19 protein-coding genes are annotated in these 17,981 nt (G+C 73.1%); 3 read left to right on the forward strand and 16 right to left on the reverse strand.

Features of this window, described 5'->3' with window-relative positions:
• Positions 1–94: 94 nt before the first annotated feature.
• The 7 genes from ABZ783_RS29870 to ABZ783_RS29900 all read right to left on the reverse strand — a co-directional run bounded on the left by ABZ783_RS29870 (position 95) and on the right by ABZ783_RS29900 (position 7,126).
• The gene (locus tag ABZ783_RS29870) at positions 95–925 is read right to left on the reverse strand and encodes a carbohydrate ABC transporter permease (protein ID WP_357443929.1); all 831 of its coding nucleotides are present in this window, start codon (positions 923–925) and stop codon (positions 95–97) included.
• A complete protein-coding gene (locus ABZ783_RS29875) occupies positions 922–1,905 on the reverse strand; it encodes a sugar ABC transporter permease (RefSeq protein WP_357443931.1) in 984 nt (327 codons plus the stop codon). Before ABZ783_RS29875 ends, ABZ783_RS29870 begins: the two co-directional genes overlap by 4 nt.
• Positions 1,902–3,194, reverse strand: coding sequence for a sugar ABC transporter substrate-binding protein (locus tag ABZ783_RS29880; RefSeq protein ID WP_357443933.1), 1,293 nt, complete (start codon positions 3,192–3,194; stop codon positions 1,902–1,904). Before ABZ783_RS29880 ends, ABZ783_RS29875 begins: the two co-directional genes overlap by 4 nt.
• A 228-nt stretch (positions 3,195–3,422) precedes the next feature.
• The gene (locus ABZ783_RS29885) at positions 3,423–3,704 is read right to left on the reverse strand and encodes a GlsB/YeaQ/YmgE family stress response membrane protein (protein ID WP_073839853.1); all 282 of its coding nucleotides are present in this window, start codon (positions 3,702–3,704) and stop codon (positions 3,423–3,425) included.
• A 312-nt stretch (positions 3,705–4,016) separates the two neighbouring features.
• Positions 4,017–5,894 carry a translation elongation factor 4 gene (gene lepA / locus ABZ783_RS29890; protein ID WP_357443935.1) on the reverse strand — a complete coding sequence of 626 codons (1,878 nt, stop codon included), beginning with the start codon at positions 5,892–5,894 and terminating at the stop codon, positions 4,017–4,019.
• Positions 5,895–5,987: 93 nt separating this feature from the next.
• Positions 5,988–6,524, reverse strand: a complete 537-nt coding sequence (locus ABZ783_RS29895) for a DUF4240 domain-containing protein (RefSeq protein WP_357443936.1) — start codon at positions 6,522–6,524, stop codon at positions 5,988–5,990.
• A complete protein-coding gene (locus ABZ783_RS29900; protein WP_357444034.1) occupies positions 6,521–7,126 on the reverse strand; it encodes a DUF4240 domain-containing protein in 606 nt (201 codons plus the stop codon). The genes ABZ783_RS29895 and ABZ783_RS29900 overlap by 4 nt, the downstream gene beginning before the upstream one ends.
• 57 nt (positions 7,127–7,183) lie before the next feature.
• Here ABZ783_RS29900 and ABZ783_RS29905 point away from each other — a divergent pair, with 57 nt between their 5' ends.
• Complete coding sequence (locus tag ABZ783_RS29905; protein WP_357443938.1) at positions 7,184–8,161, forward strand: phosphotransferase; 978 nt, start codon at positions 7,184–7,186, stop codon at positions 8,159–8,161.
• A 113-nt stretch (positions 8,162–8,274) separates the two neighbouring features.
• The gene (gene rpsT / locus ABZ783_RS29910) at positions 8,275–8,541 is read left to right on the forward strand and encodes a 30S ribosomal protein S20 (RefSeq protein ID WP_357443940.1); all 267 of its coding nucleotides are present in this window, start codon (positions 8,275–8,277) and stop codon (positions 8,539–8,541) included.
• 94 nt (positions 8,542–8,635) lie between these two features.
• Here rpsT and ABZ783_RS29915 read toward each other — a convergent pair whose 3' ends face one another.
• The 9 genes from ABZ783_RS29915 to nadD all read right to left on the reverse strand — a co-directional run bounded on the left by ABZ783_RS29915 (position 8,636) and on the right by nadD (position 17,114).
• Complete coding sequence (locus ABZ783_RS29915) at positions 8,636–9,085, reverse strand: hypothetical protein (RefSeq protein WP_357443942.1); 450 nt, start codon at positions 9,083–9,085, stop codon at positions 8,636–8,638.
• Complete coding sequence (gene holA / locus ABZ783_RS29920) at positions 9,082–10,062, reverse strand: DNA polymerase III subunit delta (RefSeq protein WP_357443944.1); 981 nt, start codon at positions 10,060–10,062, stop codon at positions 9,082–9,084. Before holA ends, ABZ783_RS29915 begins: the two co-directional genes overlap by 4 nt.
• A 131-nt stretch (positions 10,063–10,193) precedes the next feature.
• Positions 10,194–12,584, reverse strand: coding sequence for a ComEC/Rec2 family competence protein (locus ABZ783_RS29925; RefSeq protein WP_357443946.1), 2,391 nt, complete (start codon positions 12,582–12,584; stop codon positions 10,194–10,196).
• Complete coding sequence (locus ABZ783_RS29930; protein WP_357443948.1) at positions 12,581–13,459, reverse strand: ComEA family DNA-binding protein; 879 nt, start codon at positions 13,457–13,459, stop codon at positions 12,581–12,583. Before ABZ783_RS29930 ends, ABZ783_RS29925 begins: the two co-directional genes overlap by 4 nt.
• Before the next feature lie 118 nt (positions 13,460–13,577).
• Complete coding sequence (locus ABZ783_RS29935; protein WP_357443950.1) at positions 13,578–14,345, reverse strand: SDR family oxidoreductase; 768 nt, start codon at positions 14,343–14,345, stop codon at positions 13,578–13,580.
• 131 nt (positions 14,346–14,476) lie between these two features.
• Positions 14,477–15,328, reverse strand: coding sequence for a DegV family protein (locus ABZ783_RS29940; protein WP_357443952.1), 852 nt, complete (start codon positions 15,326–15,328; stop codon positions 14,477–14,479).
• A 48-nt stretch (positions 15,329–15,376) separates the two neighbouring features.
• A complete protein-coding gene (locus ABZ783_RS29945; protein WP_357443954.1) occupies positions 15,377–16,006 on the reverse strand; it encodes a histidine phosphatase family protein in 630 nt (209 codons plus the stop codon).
• Positions 16,003–16,407 carry a ribosome silencing factor gene (rsfS, locus tag ABZ783_RS29950; protein WP_073838283.1) on the reverse strand — a complete coding sequence of 135 codons (405 nt, stop codon included), beginning with the start codon at positions 16,405–16,407 and terminating at the stop codon, positions 16,003–16,005. The genes ABZ783_RS29945 and rsfS overlap by 4 nt, the downstream gene beginning before the upstream one ends.
• Before the next feature lie 110 nt (positions 16,408–16,517).
• Entirely contained in the window at positions 16,518–17,114 is a 597-nt protein-coding gene (gene nadD / locus ABZ783_RS29955; protein WP_357443957.1) for a nicotinate-nucleotide adenylyltransferase, read from the reverse strand.
• A 150-nt stretch (positions 17,115–17,264) separates the two neighbouring features.
• On the opposite strand from nadD, the gene ABZ783_RS29960 reads away from it, so the two are divergent.
• Positions 17,265–17,912, forward strand: a complete 648-nt coding sequence (locus ABZ783_RS29960) for a PadR family transcriptional regulator (protein WP_357443958.1) — start codon at positions 17,265–17,267, stop codon at positions 17,910–17,912.
• The last annotated feature ends 69 nt before the right edge of the window (positions 17,913–17,981 follow it).

The following is a 17,981-nucleotide window of genomic DNA, read 5'->3' on the forward strand; positions in this document are numbered from 1 at the left end:
CGGTCAGCCTACGGGCACCACTCGGGGCGCCGGAACCGCGCCGAGCGGGCCCCTGCTCGACGGGACGCGTCAAGCAGGGGCCGTTCGGTGCACCTCAGCCCTTGACCGCCCCGGCGACCAGGCCGGAGACCATCCGGCGCTGCACCAGCAGGAAGAAGACGATCACCGGCAGGGTGAACAGTGTGGAGGCGGCCATCACCGAACCCCAGGCGGTGTCGTCCCGGCCGAAGAAGAACGTCATCGCCACCGGCAGGGTGTACTTGTGCTGGTCGTTGACGAAGGTCAGCGCGAAGATCAGCTCGTTCCAGGCGGTGATGAAGGAGAAGATGCTGGTCGCCACCAGCCCGGGCGCGACCAGCGGGAAGAGGATCCGGCGGAAGGTCTGGGCCCGGCTGGCACCGTCGATCGCCGCCGCCTCCTCCAGTTCCTTCGGCACCGCGGCCACGAAGCCGCGCAGCATCCACACCGCGAACGGCAGCGAGAAGCCCAGGTACGTGAGGATCAGGCTGGGCAGGGTGTTGTAGAGCCCGAGCCGCTGGATCATCAGGAAGAGCGGGATGACCAGCGCCTCCAGCGGGATCATCTGGACCACGAGCAGCAGGATCAGGAAGGTGGTCCGCAGCCGGAACCGGAACCGGGCCACCGCGGTCGCCGCGAGCAGCGCGACCAGCCCGCTGAGCAGCACGGTCGCCACCGCGACCAGCGCGCTGTTGAGGAAGAAGTCGGTGAACGTCACGCCCGGGATCAGGTTCCCGGTGAGGATCTCCCGGTAGTGCTGCAGGGTGGGTTCGGCCGGCACCGGACGCGGGGTCGCCGAGAAGATCTCCCGGTTGGGCTTCAGCGAGGTGGCGACCATCCAGTAGACCGGGAACGCCGCGAAGAGCGCGACCAGCAGGCCGGCACCGTTGAGGGCGATCTTCTTCACTCGTCCTCCTGCCGGAGCACCATGCGGACGTACAGGGCGGTCACCGCGAGCAGGATCAGGGTGAGGATGACCGCGATCGCCGACCCGAGGCCGTACTTGGGCGGCGGCGAGAAGGCCTCCGCGTACGAGTAGATCGAGAGCATGAACGTCGACCGGTCCTGGGTGCCGCCGGCCAGCACGAACTGCTGGGTGAAGACCTTGAAGTCCCAGATGGTGGAGAGCACCACCAGGATGCCGAAGACCGGGCGCAGCATCGGGAAGGTGACGGACCAGAAGACCCGCCACGGCCCGGCCCCGTCCACCCGGGCCGCCTCCTGCAGTTCGCTCGGCACGCTCTTCAGCCCGGCCAGCACGCTCACCGCGATGAACGGGAACGAGTGCCAGACGACCACCAGGGTCAGGATCGCGAAGAACAGCAGCGGGTCGTTGAACCAGCCGTAGCCGGTCCAGTCACTGCGCCCGAAGAGCGTGGTGGAGAGCCCGTCCGGCAGCTTGTTGAACAGCCAGGTGACCAGGCCACTGGTGTCGTCGAAAATCCACTTCCAGACGATGGTGCCGGTCAGCGCCGGGGTGGCCCAGGCGAGCATCACGCAACTGGCGACGAAGGTCGCCATCTTCTTGCCGAGGCGGTTGAGCAGCAGCCCGACCAGGGTGCCGATGATCATCGTGAGCACCACGGTCACCACGGCGAAGAGCACGGTGTTGCGCAGCACCGTACGGAAGAACGGATCGCCGAGGATCTGCGCGTAGTTGGCCAGGCCCACCCACGGCCACTCGCGGTCCCCCCGCAACTGTCGGACACTGTCCAACTTGTAGAAGGACATCATCACGACCTGACCGAGCGGCCAGAGCAGCAGGACCGCGATGACCGCCAGACAGGGCAGGAGCAACAGGTACGGGAGATGGTCCACCCGGCGGCGGCGCCGCGCGGGGGTCTCCCGCGCGGCGCCCGTCCCGGTGGCCTCGGTCAGCGTCGTCACTTGGCGTTGAGGATGCTTTCCATCTCGGTGGCCGCGTCGGCGGTGGCCTTCTCGACCGTCTTCTGGCCCTTGATGACCGAGCTGTTCATGGCCTGGGTCACCGTCTTGGTCCGGCTGACCTCGACCCACTTCGGGGTGAGCGGGGTCAGCTTGGTGTTCTGCATGGCGGTGGCGAACGCCCCCATCACCTTGTCGTTGGCGTAGTTGCCGCCGCCGACGAGGTCCTTGTAGACCGGGAAGAAGCCGAGGCTGCTGGCGAACTCCTGGTCCTTCTGCTTGCTCAGCAGCACGGTCAGGTAGTCCCAGGCCAGGGCCTGCCGCTTGCTGTCCTTCCACAGGGCGATGTCGGAACCGCCGGCGAAGGCCGGGGCCGGCTTGCCGTCCGGACCCGGGATGGGGAACGTGCCCCACACCTTCTCGATGTCCGGGTTGTCCTTCTTCATCGCGCCGCCCTGCCAGCTACCGGCGAACGCCATGGCGGCGTTGCCCGTCGCGAACTGGGTCCGGGCGTCGACCTCGTTCCAGCCGGCGGCGGCCGGCGGGGCGACCTTGTGCACGGTCACCAGGTCGGTCCAGAACTTGACCGCCCGCTGCGCCTCCGGGGTGTTGTAGCCGGACTTCCAGGTGTCGCCCTGCTTGGTGGCGATCTCCCCGCCAGCGGCCCAGAGGAAGGAGTAGAACGGCAGCTCCGAGTTGCCCGGCAGCGCGATGCCGTACTTGCCCGGCTTCTTGGCCTGCACCGTCTTGGCGGCGGCGACCAGTTCCTCCCAGGTCGTCGGCGGCTGCACGCCGGCCTCGGCGAACCAGTCGGTGCGGTAGTAGATGGCGCGTACGCCGGCGTACCACGGCACGCCGTACTGCTTGCCGTCGAGCTGGGCGTTCTTCACCAGGTCGGGCAGGATGTCCTTGCCCTCGGTCCAGCCGTTGAACTTGTCGGTCACGTCGGCGAGCGCCTCCTGGGCCGCCCAGCCCTGGGTCTCGGTGTTGCCCAGCTCGGTGACGTCCGGTCCCTCACCGCCGGCCAGGGCGGCCTGGAACTTCTTCGGCGCCTCCAGCCAGGGGATGTACTGCACCACCACGTCGGTCTCGGGGTGCTTCTTCTTGAACTCGGCCTCGACGCTGTCGAGGAACTTGGTCTGGGCGTCGCCGCCCTCGCCCATCATCCAGACCGTCAGCTTGCTGTTGTCCGCGGCCTTCTCGTCGTCCCCGGAGCCACCGCAACCGGCGAGCACCATCGCGGCCGAGGCCACGATGGCGGTGACCGGCGCCAGCCGCTTCCACCTGTTCACGCCTATATCTCCCTCGCGCCGTTTGGCACTAACCTTCTCCGCCGCACCTTAGTAGGAAAAATTCCTTTACGACAGGGGGCAGTGTGCGGGCGGGGGCCTGGCGACGGTATCGCAGCCCGCGGCTCCGGCGGCAGGGGTGACGTCCGGGCAGGTCAGGCCGGACACGCCAGCGGGCGCCCGACCAGGTCGGGCGCCCGCTTCAGCGTTTTTCGGGGGTTGGGGTGTGGGTCAGTAGCGCGAGACGCTGCGCCGGCCACCGATCCCGGCCACCAGGGCCACGGCGATCGCGGCCAGCACCACCTGGACCAGCAACTCCATCCAGTCGACGCCGGCGGTCTCGGTCGCGATGCCCAGGGCCCGGGCCAGCACCGTGCCGAGCAGCGCCGCGCCCACGCCGATCAGCATGTGCAGCCAGATCGGCATGTTCTGGCGGCCCGGCACGACCAGGCGACCCAGCGCGCCGACGATCAGACCGACGATGAGCGCGGTGATGATTCCGGTGACGGTCATGGTCGCTCTCCTCCTAAGATCTGTCACACGTTGTCGCGTGTTGTCTGTCGTGACCGCTAAATTCCCGACCGGCCGAAAACCCAAACCGACTCGCCGCCGGACGGCTGCCACCCGATCGATGCCCGACCCCGGTCCGCTTCCTCAACAGGGGCGATCGCGCAGGTGGCGCGGGGTGCCGACCGGATCGGACGGCAGGCGTCCGCAGCGCGAAATTCACCTCCGGGTACGCGAAAGGCCGGCGCCCCGCCCGCGGGACCCGGATCCGGGTCACCGTGGCGGGGCGCCGGCCATGCGTCGGCGTACGGCGAGGGCCTACTTCTTGCCGGCGGGCTTGCCGTCCCCTGAGTCGGAGGAGAGGGCGGCGATGAAGGCCTCCTGCGGCACCTCCACCCGGCCGACCATCTTCATCCGCTTCTTGCCTTCCTTCTGCTTCTCCAGCAGCTTGCGCTTACGGCTGATGTCACCGCCGTAGCACTTCGCGAGCACGTCCTTACGGATGGCGCGAATCGTCTCCCGGGCGATCACCCGACTGCCGATGGCGGCCTGGATGGGCACCTCGAACTGCTGGCGCGGGATCAGGGTGCGCAACTTGGCCGCGATCGTCGTGCCGTAGTTGTAGGCCTTGTCCTTGTGCACGATGGCGCTGAACGCGTCCACCGGCTCGCCGTGCAGCAGGATGTCCACCTTGACCAGATCGGACGCCTGCTCGCCCGAGGGCTCGTAGTCCAGCGAGGCGTACCCCTTGGTGCGGCTCTTGAGCTGGTCGAAGAAGTCGAAGATGATCTCGGCCAGCGGAAGGGTGTAGCGCAGCTCCACGCGGTCCGCGGAGAGGTAGTCCATGCCGAGCAGGCTGCCCCGGCGGCCCTGGCACAGCTCCATCACCGCGCCGACGTAGTCGTTCGGGGTGAGCACGGTGGCCCGGACCGTCGGCTCGTACACCTCGGCGATCTTGCCGGTCGGGTACTCGCTGGGGTTGGTGACCACGATCTCCTCGCCGTCCTCCTGGATGGCCCGGTAGACCACGTTCGGCGCGGTGGAGATGAGGTCGAGGTTGAACTCCCGCTCCAGCCGCTCCCGGATGATCTCCAAGTGCAGCAGGCCGAGGAAGCCGCAGCGGAAGCCGAAGCCGAGCGCGCCCGAGGTCTCCGGCTCGTACGTCAGCGCCGCGTCGTTGAGCTTGAGCTTGTCCAGCGCCTCACGGAGGTTGGGGTAGTCGGATCCGTCGATCGGGTAGAGGCCGGAGTAGACCATCGGCTTCGGGTCCTTGTAGCCACCCAGCGCCTCGGTCGCCGGCCGGGTGTTGATGGTGACCGTGTCACCCACCCGGGACTGGCGCACGTCCTTCACACCGGTGATCAGGTAGCCCACCTCGCCGACGCCGAGCGCGCCGGCCTTCACCATCTCCGGCGAGATGACGCCGATCTCCAGCAGCTCGTGCACGGCGCCGGTGGACATCATCTTGATCCGGTCGCGGGCCTCGATCCGGCCGTCGATCACCCGGACGTAGGTGACCACGCCCCGGTAGACGTCGTACACCGAGTCGAAGATCATCGCGCGGGCCGGGGCCTCGGCCTCGCCGACCGGCGGCACGAACTGCCGGACGATCTCGTCCAGCAGGTGCGGCACGCCCTCGCCGGTCTTGCCGGAGACCTTGATGCAGTCCGCCGGGTCGCCGCCGATCAGGTGGGCCAGCTCCTCGGCGTACTTCTCGGGCTGGGCGGCCGGCAGGTCGATCTTGTTGAGCACCGGGATGATGTGCAGGTCGTTCTCGAGGGCCAGATAGAGGTTGGCCAGGGTCTGCGCCTCGATCCCCTGCGCGGCGTCGACCAGCAGGATCGCGCCCTCGCACGCGGCGAGGGACCGGGACACCTCGTACGTGAAGTCCACGTGGCCCGGGGTGTCGATCATGTTGAGCACGGCGGTCTCGCCGGCCCGGTCGCCCTCCCGGATGGTCCACGGCATGCGGACGGCCTGGCTCTTGATGGTGATGCCGCGCTCGCGCTCGATGTCCATCCGGTCGAGGTACTGGGCGCGCATCTGCCGCGGATCGACCACGCCGGTGAGCTGCAGCATCCGGTCGGCCAGGGTCGACTTCCCATGGTCGATGTGGGCGATGATGCAGAAATTCCTGATGCGCGCCGGGTCGGTGGCACCAGGAGCGTTCGCGCCGGGATCGAGCGTCGGTGGCACAGCGGTCCGTTCTGGTCGGCTGACGTGAGCGGGCCGGCGCGGCGCCGGCCCCCTCTATGCTCCCACGTCGCCGGGAAAGCCGGTCCTCCCCCGTCACTCCTCCGGCGGCTCCACGAAGAGGGCGGCGAGCCGGGGCAGCCGCCGCCGCGCCTCCTCCTCGTCGTCGAAGTCCCAGAAGTCGTTCAGGTCGGGCACGGGCACCGGGTCACGGTCCGTCGGCAGCTCGGTCGCGGTCGCCTTCCGGTACGCCTCCCAGGGCACCGCCAGCATGTCCTCGCACGTGAACTCCTCGCCGCTGAGCGCGGCGGCCCGGACCTGCGGCAGCTCGGCCAGGGAGTCCGGGTCGGCGACGGCCTTGGCGAAGACCGCCCGGCCCTGGGCCATCAGCCATCCCCGGAAGTATTCGAAGCCGTCGTCGGAGGCGCCCCCGTTGATCAGGTACGCCGCGCCCCAGAGATCGACCCGGTAGGAGGCGGCGAGCACCCGCCGCTGGTGGTGGGCGTACCCGACGATCTCCGCCGGGTCCCGCTCGGCGAGCAGGGCGACCGCGCGGGCGGCGACCGCTGCGGGCTCGCCCCCACCGCCGGTGCGGGCGCGGTCGATCAGCTGCCAGAAGTCGTCGGTCCTCATGGCGTGGCAGTCTCCCAGACCGACCCCCGGCCCCGGCCGGACAGCGGAAACAGCGCGGCGAGTCGCGGGTACCGGCGGCTCAGCTCGGCCAGGTCCGACACGGCCCACGCCTCGTCCCCCGGCTGCGGCGAACTGCGCAGCTCACGGCCCCGGGCCGACACCGCGTCGTCCAGGCTCTCCGGCGCGCCGGTGATCCGCTCGTACGCCTCGTCGGCCACGTAGTCGAGGCACTCCCAGTCCGGCCACTCGTCGTCGGCCCAGTCTCCCCGGGGACGGCCGGCCAGCCGACGGACCTGCGGCAGGTCGGCGAGCGCGTCCGGATCGGCCACCACCCGGTGGTACGCCTCCCGGCCGAGGCCGATCAGCCACGGCTGGAAGTAGTGGAAGCTGTCGTCGGAGCAGAACCCGTCGAAGAGCAGCGTCGCGGCACCCCAGAGGCGCCAGGTGTCGACCGGACCCCGCAGCTCGTCCAGCCGCAGCGCGAAGTCGACCACCTCGGCGGCGGGCCGGGCGGCCAGCCGGTCGGTGAGCCAGGCCAGCCGCTCGTCGGGCGTCCGAGCGCCGTCGGCGGACGCCTCGACCAGCGCCCAGAACTCGTCCATCTCCACGGCCCGGATGCTGCCAGCGCGGTACGACACTCCGTCCGGCAGCATGGGAACGTGCCACCGATCTCGCTGCCCCCGGTGCCGTACGAGGCGACCGCCGTCCGTCCCGACTGGGCCGGGCTGCCGGCCGGGCTGCGGGCGGCGGTGGCCGCCCGGCTCGGCGGGCCCCCGGTGGCGGTCCGGGTGGCCGGCGCCGGCTTCACCCGAGGCTTCGCCGCGGTGCTCACCGGTCCCGACCGCGGCCGGACCTTCGTCAAGGCGGCGGCGCTGGACACCCAGCGGCAGCTGGCCGACTGGTACTTCCACGAGGCCGCGATCCTGGCCCGGCTCCCCGCCGGGCTGCCGGTCCCCCGCCCGCGCTGGGCGCTGACCGAGGCCGGCTGGTACGCGCTCGCCCTGGACGCCGTCGACGGGCGGACCCCCCGGCTGCCCTGGGACCCGGCCGAGCTGGACGCCGCCCTCGCCGCGTACGCCGAGGTGGCCGCCGCGCTCGCCGAGCCGCCGGCGGAACTGGTGGCGCTCGGGCTGCCCCGCCTCGCCGACCTGGCCCGGGACGACATCCTCTGGTGGGGGGAGGTGGCCGCCGGCCGCGAGCCCGCGCCGGAGCTGCCGGCCTGGGCCCCGCTCCCGGAGCTGGTCGCGCTGGAGTCCCGCCTTCCCGGGTACGCCGCCACCGGCGGGCTGGTCCACGGCGACCTGCGGGTGGACAACCTCCTGATCGACCCGGCCGGCCGGGCGTGGCTCTGCGACTGGACCTGGCTGTGTCACGGGCCGGCCTGGTTCGATCTGGTCAGCCTGCTGATCACCGGGTACGCCAGCGGCCTGGCCGTGGACGTCGCCTTCGCCACCCACCCGGCGGCCGCCGACGCCCCCGCCGACGCGCTGGACGTGACCCTCGCAGCGCTGTCCGGATACTTCCTGACCAGCGCCGCCACCGGGCCGTCGACCGCCTCCCCACACATCCGCGCCCACCAGCTGTGGAGCGGCGAGCAGGCACTCGGTTGGCTGGCCGCACGGCGGGGCTGGACCTGAGCCGTTTTGGCTCGTCCCGGCCGACCTGGTAACCTGGCTTTTCGCGCGGCGATGACGCATGCTCGTCGTGCGCGAAAGCAGACCAACCCGAGCTATCAAGACGAGGCTGTCGCGTGGCGAACATCAAGTCCCAGATCAAGCGCAACCGGCAGAACGAGAAGCGCCGGCTGCGTAACAAGTCGGTCAAGTCGTCGCTGAAGACCGCCATCCGGAAGTTCCACGAGGCTGCCGAGGCTGGCGACACCGAGCTGGCCACCACCCTGATGCGGGATGCCACCCGCAAGCTGGACAAGGCTGCCAGCAAGGGCGTCATCCACGCCAACCAGGCGGCCAACCGGAAGTCGGCGATCGCCCAGCGCGTCGCCTCGTTCTCGGCCTGACGAGCGCCTTCAGACCTGACCGGAAGCCCCGGGGCACCCGCCCCGGGGCTTCCGGCTGTCTACGTTCCGGGCCCTCGGCGGCCTTCCGCCCATCTCACCGCGGGTCGCCGGGGTGGGCGGCTCGCAGCGCCGGGTCGCCGGGGTGGGCGGCTCGCAGCGCCGGGTCGCCCGGGTGGGCCGCGCCGGGCAGCGCCCGGGCCGTCGACGGCACGCGGGCCCGCCCGACCACCGGTTCGATCTGCCGGCGGAAGCGGTCCCGTTCCTGCTCCGGCACCTGGGCGGCGGTGCGGATCACCATCTCGGCGACCATGTCGTTGAGCTTCACCATCACCGCCACCGCCGCCGGCAGCACCAGCACGGCCCACCAGGTGACCAGTTCGGCGAGGGCGAGCAGCACGGCGAGCGCCACCGCCCCCTCGAAGAAGAGGAAGCAGAGCACCCCGCCCGGGTTGACGAAGCGCAGTCCGAGGACCCGGGCGTAGAGCGGGCGGTACCGCTCCGCGTCGGTCGGGACCATCGCCCAGGACCGGGCGGGTCGGGTCACCGGGCGCCACCCTGGCGGGCCGCGACGACCGAGAAGACCGCCCGCTCCAGCGCGTACGCCCGGTCGTCGGAGCCGCCCTTGACGGCCGCGTTGCACTCGGCGGCCGCCCGCATGGCCGCCACCAGGCCCTCCGGGGTCCAGCCCCGGCCCTGCCGCTGGGCCCGCTCGATCTTCCACGCCGGCATGCCCAGGCTGCTGGCCAGCTGATAGGGGCTGCCCCGCCCGGCGGAGGCGACCCGGGCCACCGTCCGGACCCCGTCGGCGAGCGCGTCGGCGATCGGCACCGGGTCGACACCGACGTGCAGCGCCCAGCGCAACGCCTCCAGGGCGGCCGGGACGTCACCGACCATGGTCGCGTCGGCGACGGTGAAGCCGGTCACCTCCACCCGGCCCCGGTAGTAGCGGGCCACCGTGTCCGCCCCGATCCGGCCGTCGGTGTCGGCGACGAGCTGGGCGCAGGCGGCCGCCAGCTCCCGCAGGTCGGTGCCGACGGCGGCGATCAGCGCCTCGGCCGCGTCCTCGGTGCACCTGCCCCCGCTGCGGCGGATCTCGTCCCGCACGAAGGCCACCCGCTCGCGGTGCCCCTTGAGCTTCGCCGCGGGCACCACGGTCGCGCCCGCCGCACGCAACCCGTCGGCGAACGCCTTCCCCTTCGCGCCACCGAGGTGCAACACCACGAGCTGCACGTCCGGGTCCGGGTTCTTCGCGTATGCCAGCAGCGCGGTGACCAGATCCTTGCGGGCGTCCTGCCCGGAGCGGAGCACGAGCACCCGGCGGCCGCCGAACAGCGACGGGCTGAGCATCTCGGCGATCTCGCCCACCGTCAGGGAGCCGGCCTGGTACTCGCGGACGTCCACGTCCGGGTCGACGCTGCGGGCCCGGGCGACGGCTTCGGAGACCGCTCGCGTGGCGAGCAGTTCCTCGTCGCCGAGAACGAGCAGAATAGGAGGCAGGCTGGCGGGGGTCACGTCGCCCATATTCGCACGGCCCCCGACCGGATCGTGCCTGCTCATCGGTGACTGTGACGGCACAGCCTGCACTCAGCGCGAATCCAGACATTTGAGTCGATCCGCCTGCTATCCGAGCAATCCGCTTCGATCCGCCAGGGTCACCGGCCACCCCGGCGTCCCGGCCCCACGCCCCGGGCCACCACCGCGAGGCCGGAGCCGTCCCGGACCGCGGCGACGTCCCCGTCCGTGTCGGTCCGCAGCACCCGCGCGCCGGCCCGGGTGAGCCGGTCCAGCAGGCCCGGGTTGGGGTGCCCGTAGTCGTTGTCCGCGCCCACGCACACCAGGGCGACGGCGGGCCGGACCGCCGCCAGGAACTCCGGATCCTGGTAGGCCGACCCGTGGTGGGCCACCTTCAGCACATCGGCCCGGACACCACCGGGCGGCAGGCTCTCCAGCAGGGCCCGCTGCTCCTCCGTCTCGGCATCGCCCGGCAGCAGGATCCGCACCCCGGCCACCGTGGCCGCCAGCACCAGGGAGTTGTTGTTCGGATCCGACCGGCTGCCCCGCAGCGGGTACGGCGGACCGAGCACGGCCAGCTCCGCTCCCCCGGCCCGCCACCGCCAGCCCGCCGGCACGGCACGCAGCGCGGCGCCGCCATCGCGCGCGGCGGCGCGTACCTGGGACACGCCGTAGGGCGGCTCCGCCCACTGCGGAGTCACCACGTCCGTCACCCGCCGGCCCCGGAACACCCCGGCGATGCCACCCACGTGATCGGCGTGAAAGTGGCTGACCACCAGCAGCGGGACCTCCCGTACGCCGAGCCGGCGCAGGCACCCGTCCACCCCGGCCGGGTCCGGGCCGGCATCGACCACCACCGCCCGGCCGGCGGCGACCGGCAGCACGACGGCGTCGCCCTGCCCCACCGCGCAGGCCACCACCACCCAGCCGGCCGGTGGCCAGCCGGCGGCCAGCAGCCGGACGGGCAGCGCGCCGAGCACCGCCGCGACCGCGCCGACCGCGACGAGCCGGCGGAGCAGCGGCCGGCGGGTGGCGAGCAGCAGGGCCACGCTCAGGGCGGCCAGCAGCAGGGCGCCGGTCACCCCGCCCGGCCAGGGCAGCGTCCCGGCGGGCAACCGGGCCCCCTGCCGGGCCACCGTCACCAGCCACCAGGCCGGCCAGCTCGCCAGCCAGGCGGCGAACTCGGCACCCGCCGGCCAGACCGGCGACGCCACGGCGGCGAGCACGCCGAGCACGGTGGCGGGCGCGACGGCCGGCACCACCAGGAGGTTCGCCGGCACCGCGACCAGGCTCACCGTGCCGGACAGGCCGGCGATCACCGGACCGCAGGCGAGCTGGGCGGCGGCCGGCACGGCGAGCGCCTCGGCCAGCCCTGCCGGTACGCCCCGCCGGCGCAGGCCGTCCCGCCACCCGGGAGCGAGCAGCAGCAGCCCGGCGGTGGCGCACACGGAGAGCGTGAAACCGGGGTCCCCGGCCAGCTCCGGGTCGACCAGCACCAGCACGGTGACCGCGGCGGCGAGGGCGGGCAGCGCGGCCCGGGATCGCCCGGCGGCGAGCGCGGCCAGGCCGATGGCTCCCATCGCCGCCGCGCGGACCACGCTCGGCGACGGCCGAACCAGGATCACGAACCCGATCAGGGCGAACACGCAGAGCGCGGCGGCGGTCCGGGGACCGGCCCGGGCCCAGCGGGCGAGCAGCAGCACCGCCCCGACGACGATGGCCACGTTCGAGCCGGACACCGCGTTCAGATGGGTCATCCCGGTGGTCTGGAAGTCCTCCTCCACCGCCGGCGGCAGGCGGCTGGTGTCGCCCACGACCAGGCCGGGCAGCAACCCGCCCGGCTCGTCGGGGAGCGGCTCGCACGCGCGTTGCAGCCCGGCCCGGAGGGCGCCGGCGGCCCGCTGCACCCAGGGCGGTGGGCCGTGCAGGGTGGGCGACCCGGTCGCCGAGAGCACCGCCGCGGTCAGATCCCCGCCGCGCGGGGCCATCAGCCTTCCCCGTGCGGTCGCCCGCTGCCCCGGCAGCAGGGTCCGCCAGGCCGGATCGCTCGCCAGCACCAGGCCCCGCACCGATCCGGCCACCTGCCGGCCGGTGGAGTCGGTCAGACGGAGCAGGTCGGCGCGGAGGAGCACGGTGGCCGGCCGGCCGGCGACGCCCCGGATCGGGCGCGGGTCGTCCCGGACCACCAGCTCGACGGTGACCAGGGGCCGCTCCTGCACGAGCGCCCGCACCGGGGCGGCGTCGCGGACCGCGACCCGGGCCGCGGTGGCGGTCGCGCCGCAGACCACCCCGAGCAGCACGGCCACCGCGACCCAGCCGAGCCGGCGGACCGGGGCGGCCGGCCGGCCCAGCAGGCCGCACAGGTGGAGACCGAGGAGGGTGGCCAGGCCGCCGGCGACCGCGGCCACGGTGGCCGTCGCCGCCGCGGTGAGGTGCAGGCCGGCCAGGGCGGCCAGCCAGGCGGCCACCGCCAGCCCGGCCAGCCGCAGATCGGGTACCTCGCGAGCCCCGGTGTCGGTCGCGGGGTTCACACCGTCACCAGTTCTTTGAGCTGCTCGTACCGGGCGTCGCCGATGCCCTCGACCTGGCGCAGGTCGGAGACCGACCGGAAGCCGCCGTGCCGCTCCCGGTGGTCGAGGATCCGCTGGGCGAGCACCGGGCCGACGCCGGGCAGCGCGTCGAGCTGGGCCAGCGTGGCCGTGTTCAGGTTGACCGGACCGGCGGGCGCCCCACCGGGGGCTGCCGGCCCCGCCGCCTGGCCGGGCTGCGCCGGCTGGCCGGGCGGTGCGGCCACGCCGACCAGGATCAGCTCGCCGTCGGTGACCTTGCGGGCCGGGTTGAGCAGGGCCACGTCCACGCCGGGCAGCGCGCCACCGGCCGCCTCGAGGGCGTCGCCGACCCGCGAGCCGGCGGGCAGCCGGACCAGGCCCGGACGGCGTACCTTGCCGGCGACCGCGACCACCACCTCGCCGCTCGCCCCGGACGAGGCGACCGGGGACGGCAGTGGCTCGTCCGCGGCGGCCACCGTCGACACCGGCCGGACCGGCTCGGCGTGCGGGCGGGCCCGCCAGGCCCAGATCCCGGCCACCAGCACCACGACGACGGCGACGAGGGCCAGCGCCCGGACGCCCCGCCGACCGGGATCGAACGCGCCCGGCCCGGGCAGCCGGGAGAGCCGCGACGGCGGGTCCGGGCTGGGCTCCGGCTCGTCCGCCTCGGCGGAGCCGGTGACCGGCGGCACGACCGCATCGGAGCGCCGGCCCGGCTCCCCGGGTACGCGCGGCCGGGGCGTGGCGGGTGCCGCCGGGAGCAGGTCGAAGGTCGGCCAGTCCGGCTCGCGGCGGGCGTCCCGGGTGAACAGCCGGGACAGCCGCCGGCGCACCGCGCTCTCGTCGTCGTCTGACACGGCGCGAGGCTAGGTCGCACGACGGGTGGTGTTCAGGAAGGACCAGGCAGGCTGTGGACAGGCGGATCCCCTGTGGACGACGACCTGATCATGCCCGAACCGTGCTATCGGTCCATGCTCACCTCGCCTCGGGGTCGACGCCGAACACCGCCCGGCCGCCGTCCACCGGCACCGTCGCCCCGTTGACGAAGCTGGCCCGCTCCGACAGCAGGAACGCCACCACCTCGGCCACCTCCCCGGTACGCCCGATCCGGCCCAGCGGGTGCAGCCGAGCCAGCTCCGCGGTGATCCACTCCGCTTCGGCCGGCTCCCGTGCGGCGAGGAAGGCGGCGTGCCGCTCGGTGTGGATCGAGCCGAGCGCGACGGCGTTGGTCCGTACGCCCCGGACGCCGTACTCGACGGCGAGCGAGCGGGTGAGCCCTTCGAGGGCGGCCTTCGCCGTGGCGTACGGCAGGGCGCCCGGCACCGCCCGGCGGGCCTGGTGGGAGGAGACGTTGACGATCGCGCCACCGGTGCCGGCGGCCAGGAATCGGCGTACCGCGGTGCCGGCGCCGACCACGGCGGGGCGCAGGTTCCGCGCGATCAACTCGAACACCTCGGCCGCAGGCGCGGTGTGCAGGGCGGCGTCCCGGAACACGGCGGCGTTGTTGACCCAGCCGGCCAGCGGGTCGGCCGCCTCGGCCAGGTCGGCGGCCCGCCCGGTGACCTCCTCGTCGGCGGCGTCGCCGAGCACCGGCCGCAGCCGGTCGGCGGCGGGATGCTCGGCCAGCCAGCGCAGCGCGTCCGGGTCCTGCTCGACGACCACCACGGTGCCGCCGTCGGTGGCGAGCCGCTCCACGATGGCCCGTCCGACGCCCCGGCCCCCGCCGGTCACCACGTACGACACGACGTCATTCTCCCGGGCCCGGAGGGCCGCGCGCTATCCGGAGCCGCATCGACGAAACTGCGGTGTCCGCGTGCACTGGATGCCGCCACCTCGCCGGGGTGGCGCCGGCACCCGGGTGGAGGCGGCGTCGGTCAGGAGGGGCGGCGGTGGATGACCACGCAGGCCAGTCCCGGTCCGGCGTGCGCCGCCACGACCGCCCCGGCCTCGGTGACGTACGTGTCGTGCAGGCGGGCGCCGAGGCGCTCGGTCAGCGCCGCGACCAGTTGCTCGGCGCGCTGCGGGGCGGCGAGGTGGTGCACCGCCAGGTCCACCTCGGCGTCGCCGGCCGCCTCGACGGCCAGGTCGACCAGGCGGGCCACACCCCGGCTGGCGGTACGGACCTTGTCCCGGAGCGCGATCGTGCCGTCCGGCATGTGCATGATCGGCTTCACCGACAGGGCGGTGCCGAGCAGGGCCTCGGCCGCGTTGATCCGGCCACCCCGACGCAGGAACTCCAGGGTGTCCACGTAGAAGAAGATGGTGGTCCGGGCGATGGCGTCGACCGCCGCCTGGCGTACCCCGGACAGGTCCGCGCCCTCGGCGGCGGCCGCGGCGGCGGCGAGCGCCGGGAAGCCCAGGCCCATCCCCGTCGAGCGACTGTCGACCACGGCGACCCGGTCGCCGAACTCGGCGGCGGCCAGCCGGGCGGCCTCCACCGTGCCGGACAGCTCGGCCGACAGGTGCACCGAGAGCACGCCGGCGGCGCCGGTGGCGAGCCGTTCGCGGTAGACCTGCGCGAACTGCTCCGGAGCCGGGCGGGAGGTGCTGGCCGAGACCCGTCGGCCGCTCAGTGCCCGGGCGGCGTCGTCCGGAAACGTCTCGACCCCCTCCCGCCCTTCGGCGCCGTTGAGCACGACGGTCAACGGGACCACGGTGAGCCGGTGCGCGCGCACCAGCTCGGGCGGGAGGTAGGCGGTGGAGTCGGTGACGACCGCGACGGGCATGACCGGCACGCTAGCCGATGCCGGCCCGGCACGCCCGGGCCGGATGACTCAGACCGCGTCGGTCAGCGCCGGCTGCGTGATGAGCCCGACGTTGTGCGCGCGCAGGTGCCAGCCCCGGACGTCGTTGTGGCGCAGCTCGGTCCAGTGGCAGTTGGCCAGCGAACCGACGCTGCGCAGCACGGCGTGGTCCCAGCCGAGCAGGTAGCCGACGCCCTGCCGGGCGCCGCCGCCGTGCGTGGTCACCACGACGGTGCCGCCGACGGCCAGGTCGGCCGCGTCCTGCATGGCGGCGCCGAGGCGCTTGCCCAGGTCGTCGAGGTGCTCGATGCCGGCGCCCGGGTCGGGGTCGCCGGCGCGCCAGCGGGCGTACTCGTCGGGGAAGCGCTCGGCGACCTCGGTGAGCGCGAGGCCCTGCCACTGGCCGAAGTGGCGCTCCCGCAGCCGGGCGTCGGTGCGTACCGGCAGCCCGGTCAGCGCGGCGAGGGCGGCGGCGGTGTCGGCGGCCCGGCGCAGGTCGCTGGCGACGATGGCGTCGGGGCGCAGCGCGGCCAGCACGGACGCGGCGGCGCGGGCCTGCTCGCGACCGAGGTCGTTGAGCGGGACGTCGGTCTGCCCCTGGACCCGGTCGGCGGCGTTCCAGTCGGTGTTGCCGTGCCGCCAGATGATCAGGCGGGTCATTCCGCGCTGGCGGTGCCTGCGGTGGAGTCGGCCAGGTCTCGGTCCACGAACGGGATCTGCGGGCAGTCCTTCCAGAGCCGGTCGAGGGCGTAGAACTCGCGCTCCTCGGTGTGCTGCACGTGCACCACGATGTCGACGTAGTCGAGCAGCACCCAGCGGCCACCCCGCTCGCCCTCGCGCCGGACCGGCTTGGCCTTCTCCGGCAGCTCCAGCAGACGCTCCTCGATGGCGTCGACGATGGCGAGCACCTGGCGCTCGTTCGGAGCGGCGGCCAGCAGGAACGCGTCGGTGATGGCGAGCTGGTCGCCCACATCGATGATGACGATGTCCTGCGCCTTCTTGTCGGCCGCGGCCTGGGCGGCGGCCATCGCCAGCTCGTGAGCGCGTTCGGAAACTGTCACCGTTCTCCTTCGATCAACCGTGCGATCCTCCAAGCCTCTCACACCGGGCCGCGCGACGACTTGTCAGTTCTGGCCGATTACCCGGACAAACGCTCGCGTTGGGGAAGATTTCACCGCTGATAGAGGCGCCGCTTGGCGATGTACTGCACCACACCGTCCGGCACCAGGTACCAGACCGGCTCACCGCGGGCCACCCGGGCGCGGCAGTCGGTCGAGGAGATGGCCATGGCCGGGACCTGTACCAGGCTGACCGTGTCCGCGGGGAGGTGCTTGTCGGTGAGTTCGAACCCGGGGCGGGTCACCCCGATGAAGTGGGCCAGCTCGAACATCTTGTCCACTTCCTTCCAGGACAGGATGCGTTCCAGCGCGTCCGCACCGGTGATGAAGAAGAGCTGGACCTTCGGGCCGTACTCGGCGTGCAGGTCGCGCAGGGTGTCGACGGTGTACGTCGGGCCGCCGCGGTCGATGTCGACGCGGCTCACCTGGAAGCGGGGGTTGGAGGCGGTGGCGATCACCGTCATGAGGTAGCGGTCCTCGGCGGAGCTGACCACCTCGTCCGCCTTCTGCCAGGGCTGGCCGGTGGGGACGAAGACCACCTCGTCCAGGCCGAACCGGTCCGCCACCTCGCTGGCCGCCACCAGGTGACCGTGGTGGATCGGGTCGAAGGTGCCGCCCATGATCCCGATCCGCCTGATGTCTTCCTCCACCCCGCGATCGTAGGCCGGTGCGGGGCGTCGGCAGTCTCGCCCCTTGCCGGCGCCCGCGCTTCGGACGGTTCCGGCCGGGGCTTCCCCGATCGTCCGGTTGGCCATATACTCGTCTGCGAGTAATCGGCAGCGAGCATCATGGGAGGCGGCATGTCGGGGCGACGGAAGGTCGGCAACCTGCTGGCCCTGGCCGTGCTGTCCGCCCTGGTCCAGCGGCCCATGCACCCGTACGAGATCGCCACCACGCTGCGCGGCTGGGGCAAGGACCACGACATGGGCATCAAGTGGGGGTCCTTCTACACGGTGGTCCGCAATCTGGAGCGGCACGGCCTGATCGCGGCCGTGGAGAGCGTCCGTGCGGGTCGGCGCCCTGAGCGCACCGTCTACCGCATCACCGACGCCGGCCGGGCGGAGCTGGTCGACTGGACCCGCGAGCTGGTCTCGACCCCGGTCGCCGAGCAGTCCCGCTTCCGCGCCGGCCTGTCGGTGCTCGCCGTGCTGCATCCCGAGGAGGCGACGGCCCTGCTGCGCCGGCGGCTGACGCTGCTGGAGGAGGAGGTCGGGGCCGAACGTGCCGCCCTCGCGGAGCACCTGCGCGCCCTGCCACGCCTGTTCCTGGTCGAGTCGGAATACGACCTGGCCATCCGGGAGGCGGAGGTGGCCTGGGTCCGCGCCCTGCTGGCCGAGCTCGGCTCGGGCAGCTACCCGGGCCTGGCCGAGTGGCGGGCCTTCCACGAGACCGGCGTGCTGCCGGCCGAGCCGGACGGGCCCGGGGAGAGGAGCGGCTCCGCACCGTGATGGACGGCCCCGGCACGGTGCGCCAACACCAGGCCGGGGCCCTTACCTCGAACCGACACCCGAAGGTGC

This window comes from Micromonospora sp. NPDC047738, from assembly GCF_040642675.1.
Taxonomy (GTDB): domain Bacteria; phylum Actinomycetota; class Actinomycetes; order Mycobacteriales; family Micromonosporaceae; genus Micromonospora.

Coding starts and splice junctions, on each gene's coding strand:
- ABZ783_RS29900 (WP_357444034.1), bottom strand. CDS start 7,126: ATGGACGAGTTCTGGGCGCTGGTCGAGGCGTCCGCCGACGGCGCTCGG.
- ABZ783_RS29940 (WP_357443952.1), bottom strand. CDS start 15,328: ATGCCCGTCGCGGTCGTCACCGACTCCACCGCCTACCTCCCGCCCGAG.
- holA (WP_357443944.1), bottom strand. CDS start 10,062: ATGGGCGACGTGACCCCCGCCAGCCTGCCTCCTATTCTGCTCGTTCTC.
- ABZ783_RS29945 (WP_357443954.1), bottom strand. CDS start 16,006: ATGACCCGCCTGATCATCTGGCGGCACGGCAACACCGACTGGAACGCC.
- ABZ783_RS29960 (WP_357443958.1), top strand. CDS start 17,265: ATGTCGGGGCGACGGAAGGTCGGCAACCTGCTGGCCCTGGCCGTGCTG.
- ABZ783_RS29895 (WP_357443936.1), bottom strand. CDS start 6,524: ATGAGGACCGACGACTTCTGGCAGCTGATCGACCGCGCCCGCACCGGC.
- ABZ783_RS29885 (WP_073839853.1), bottom strand. CDS start 3,704: ATGACCGTCACCGGAATCATCACCGCGCTCATCGTCGGTCTGATCGTC.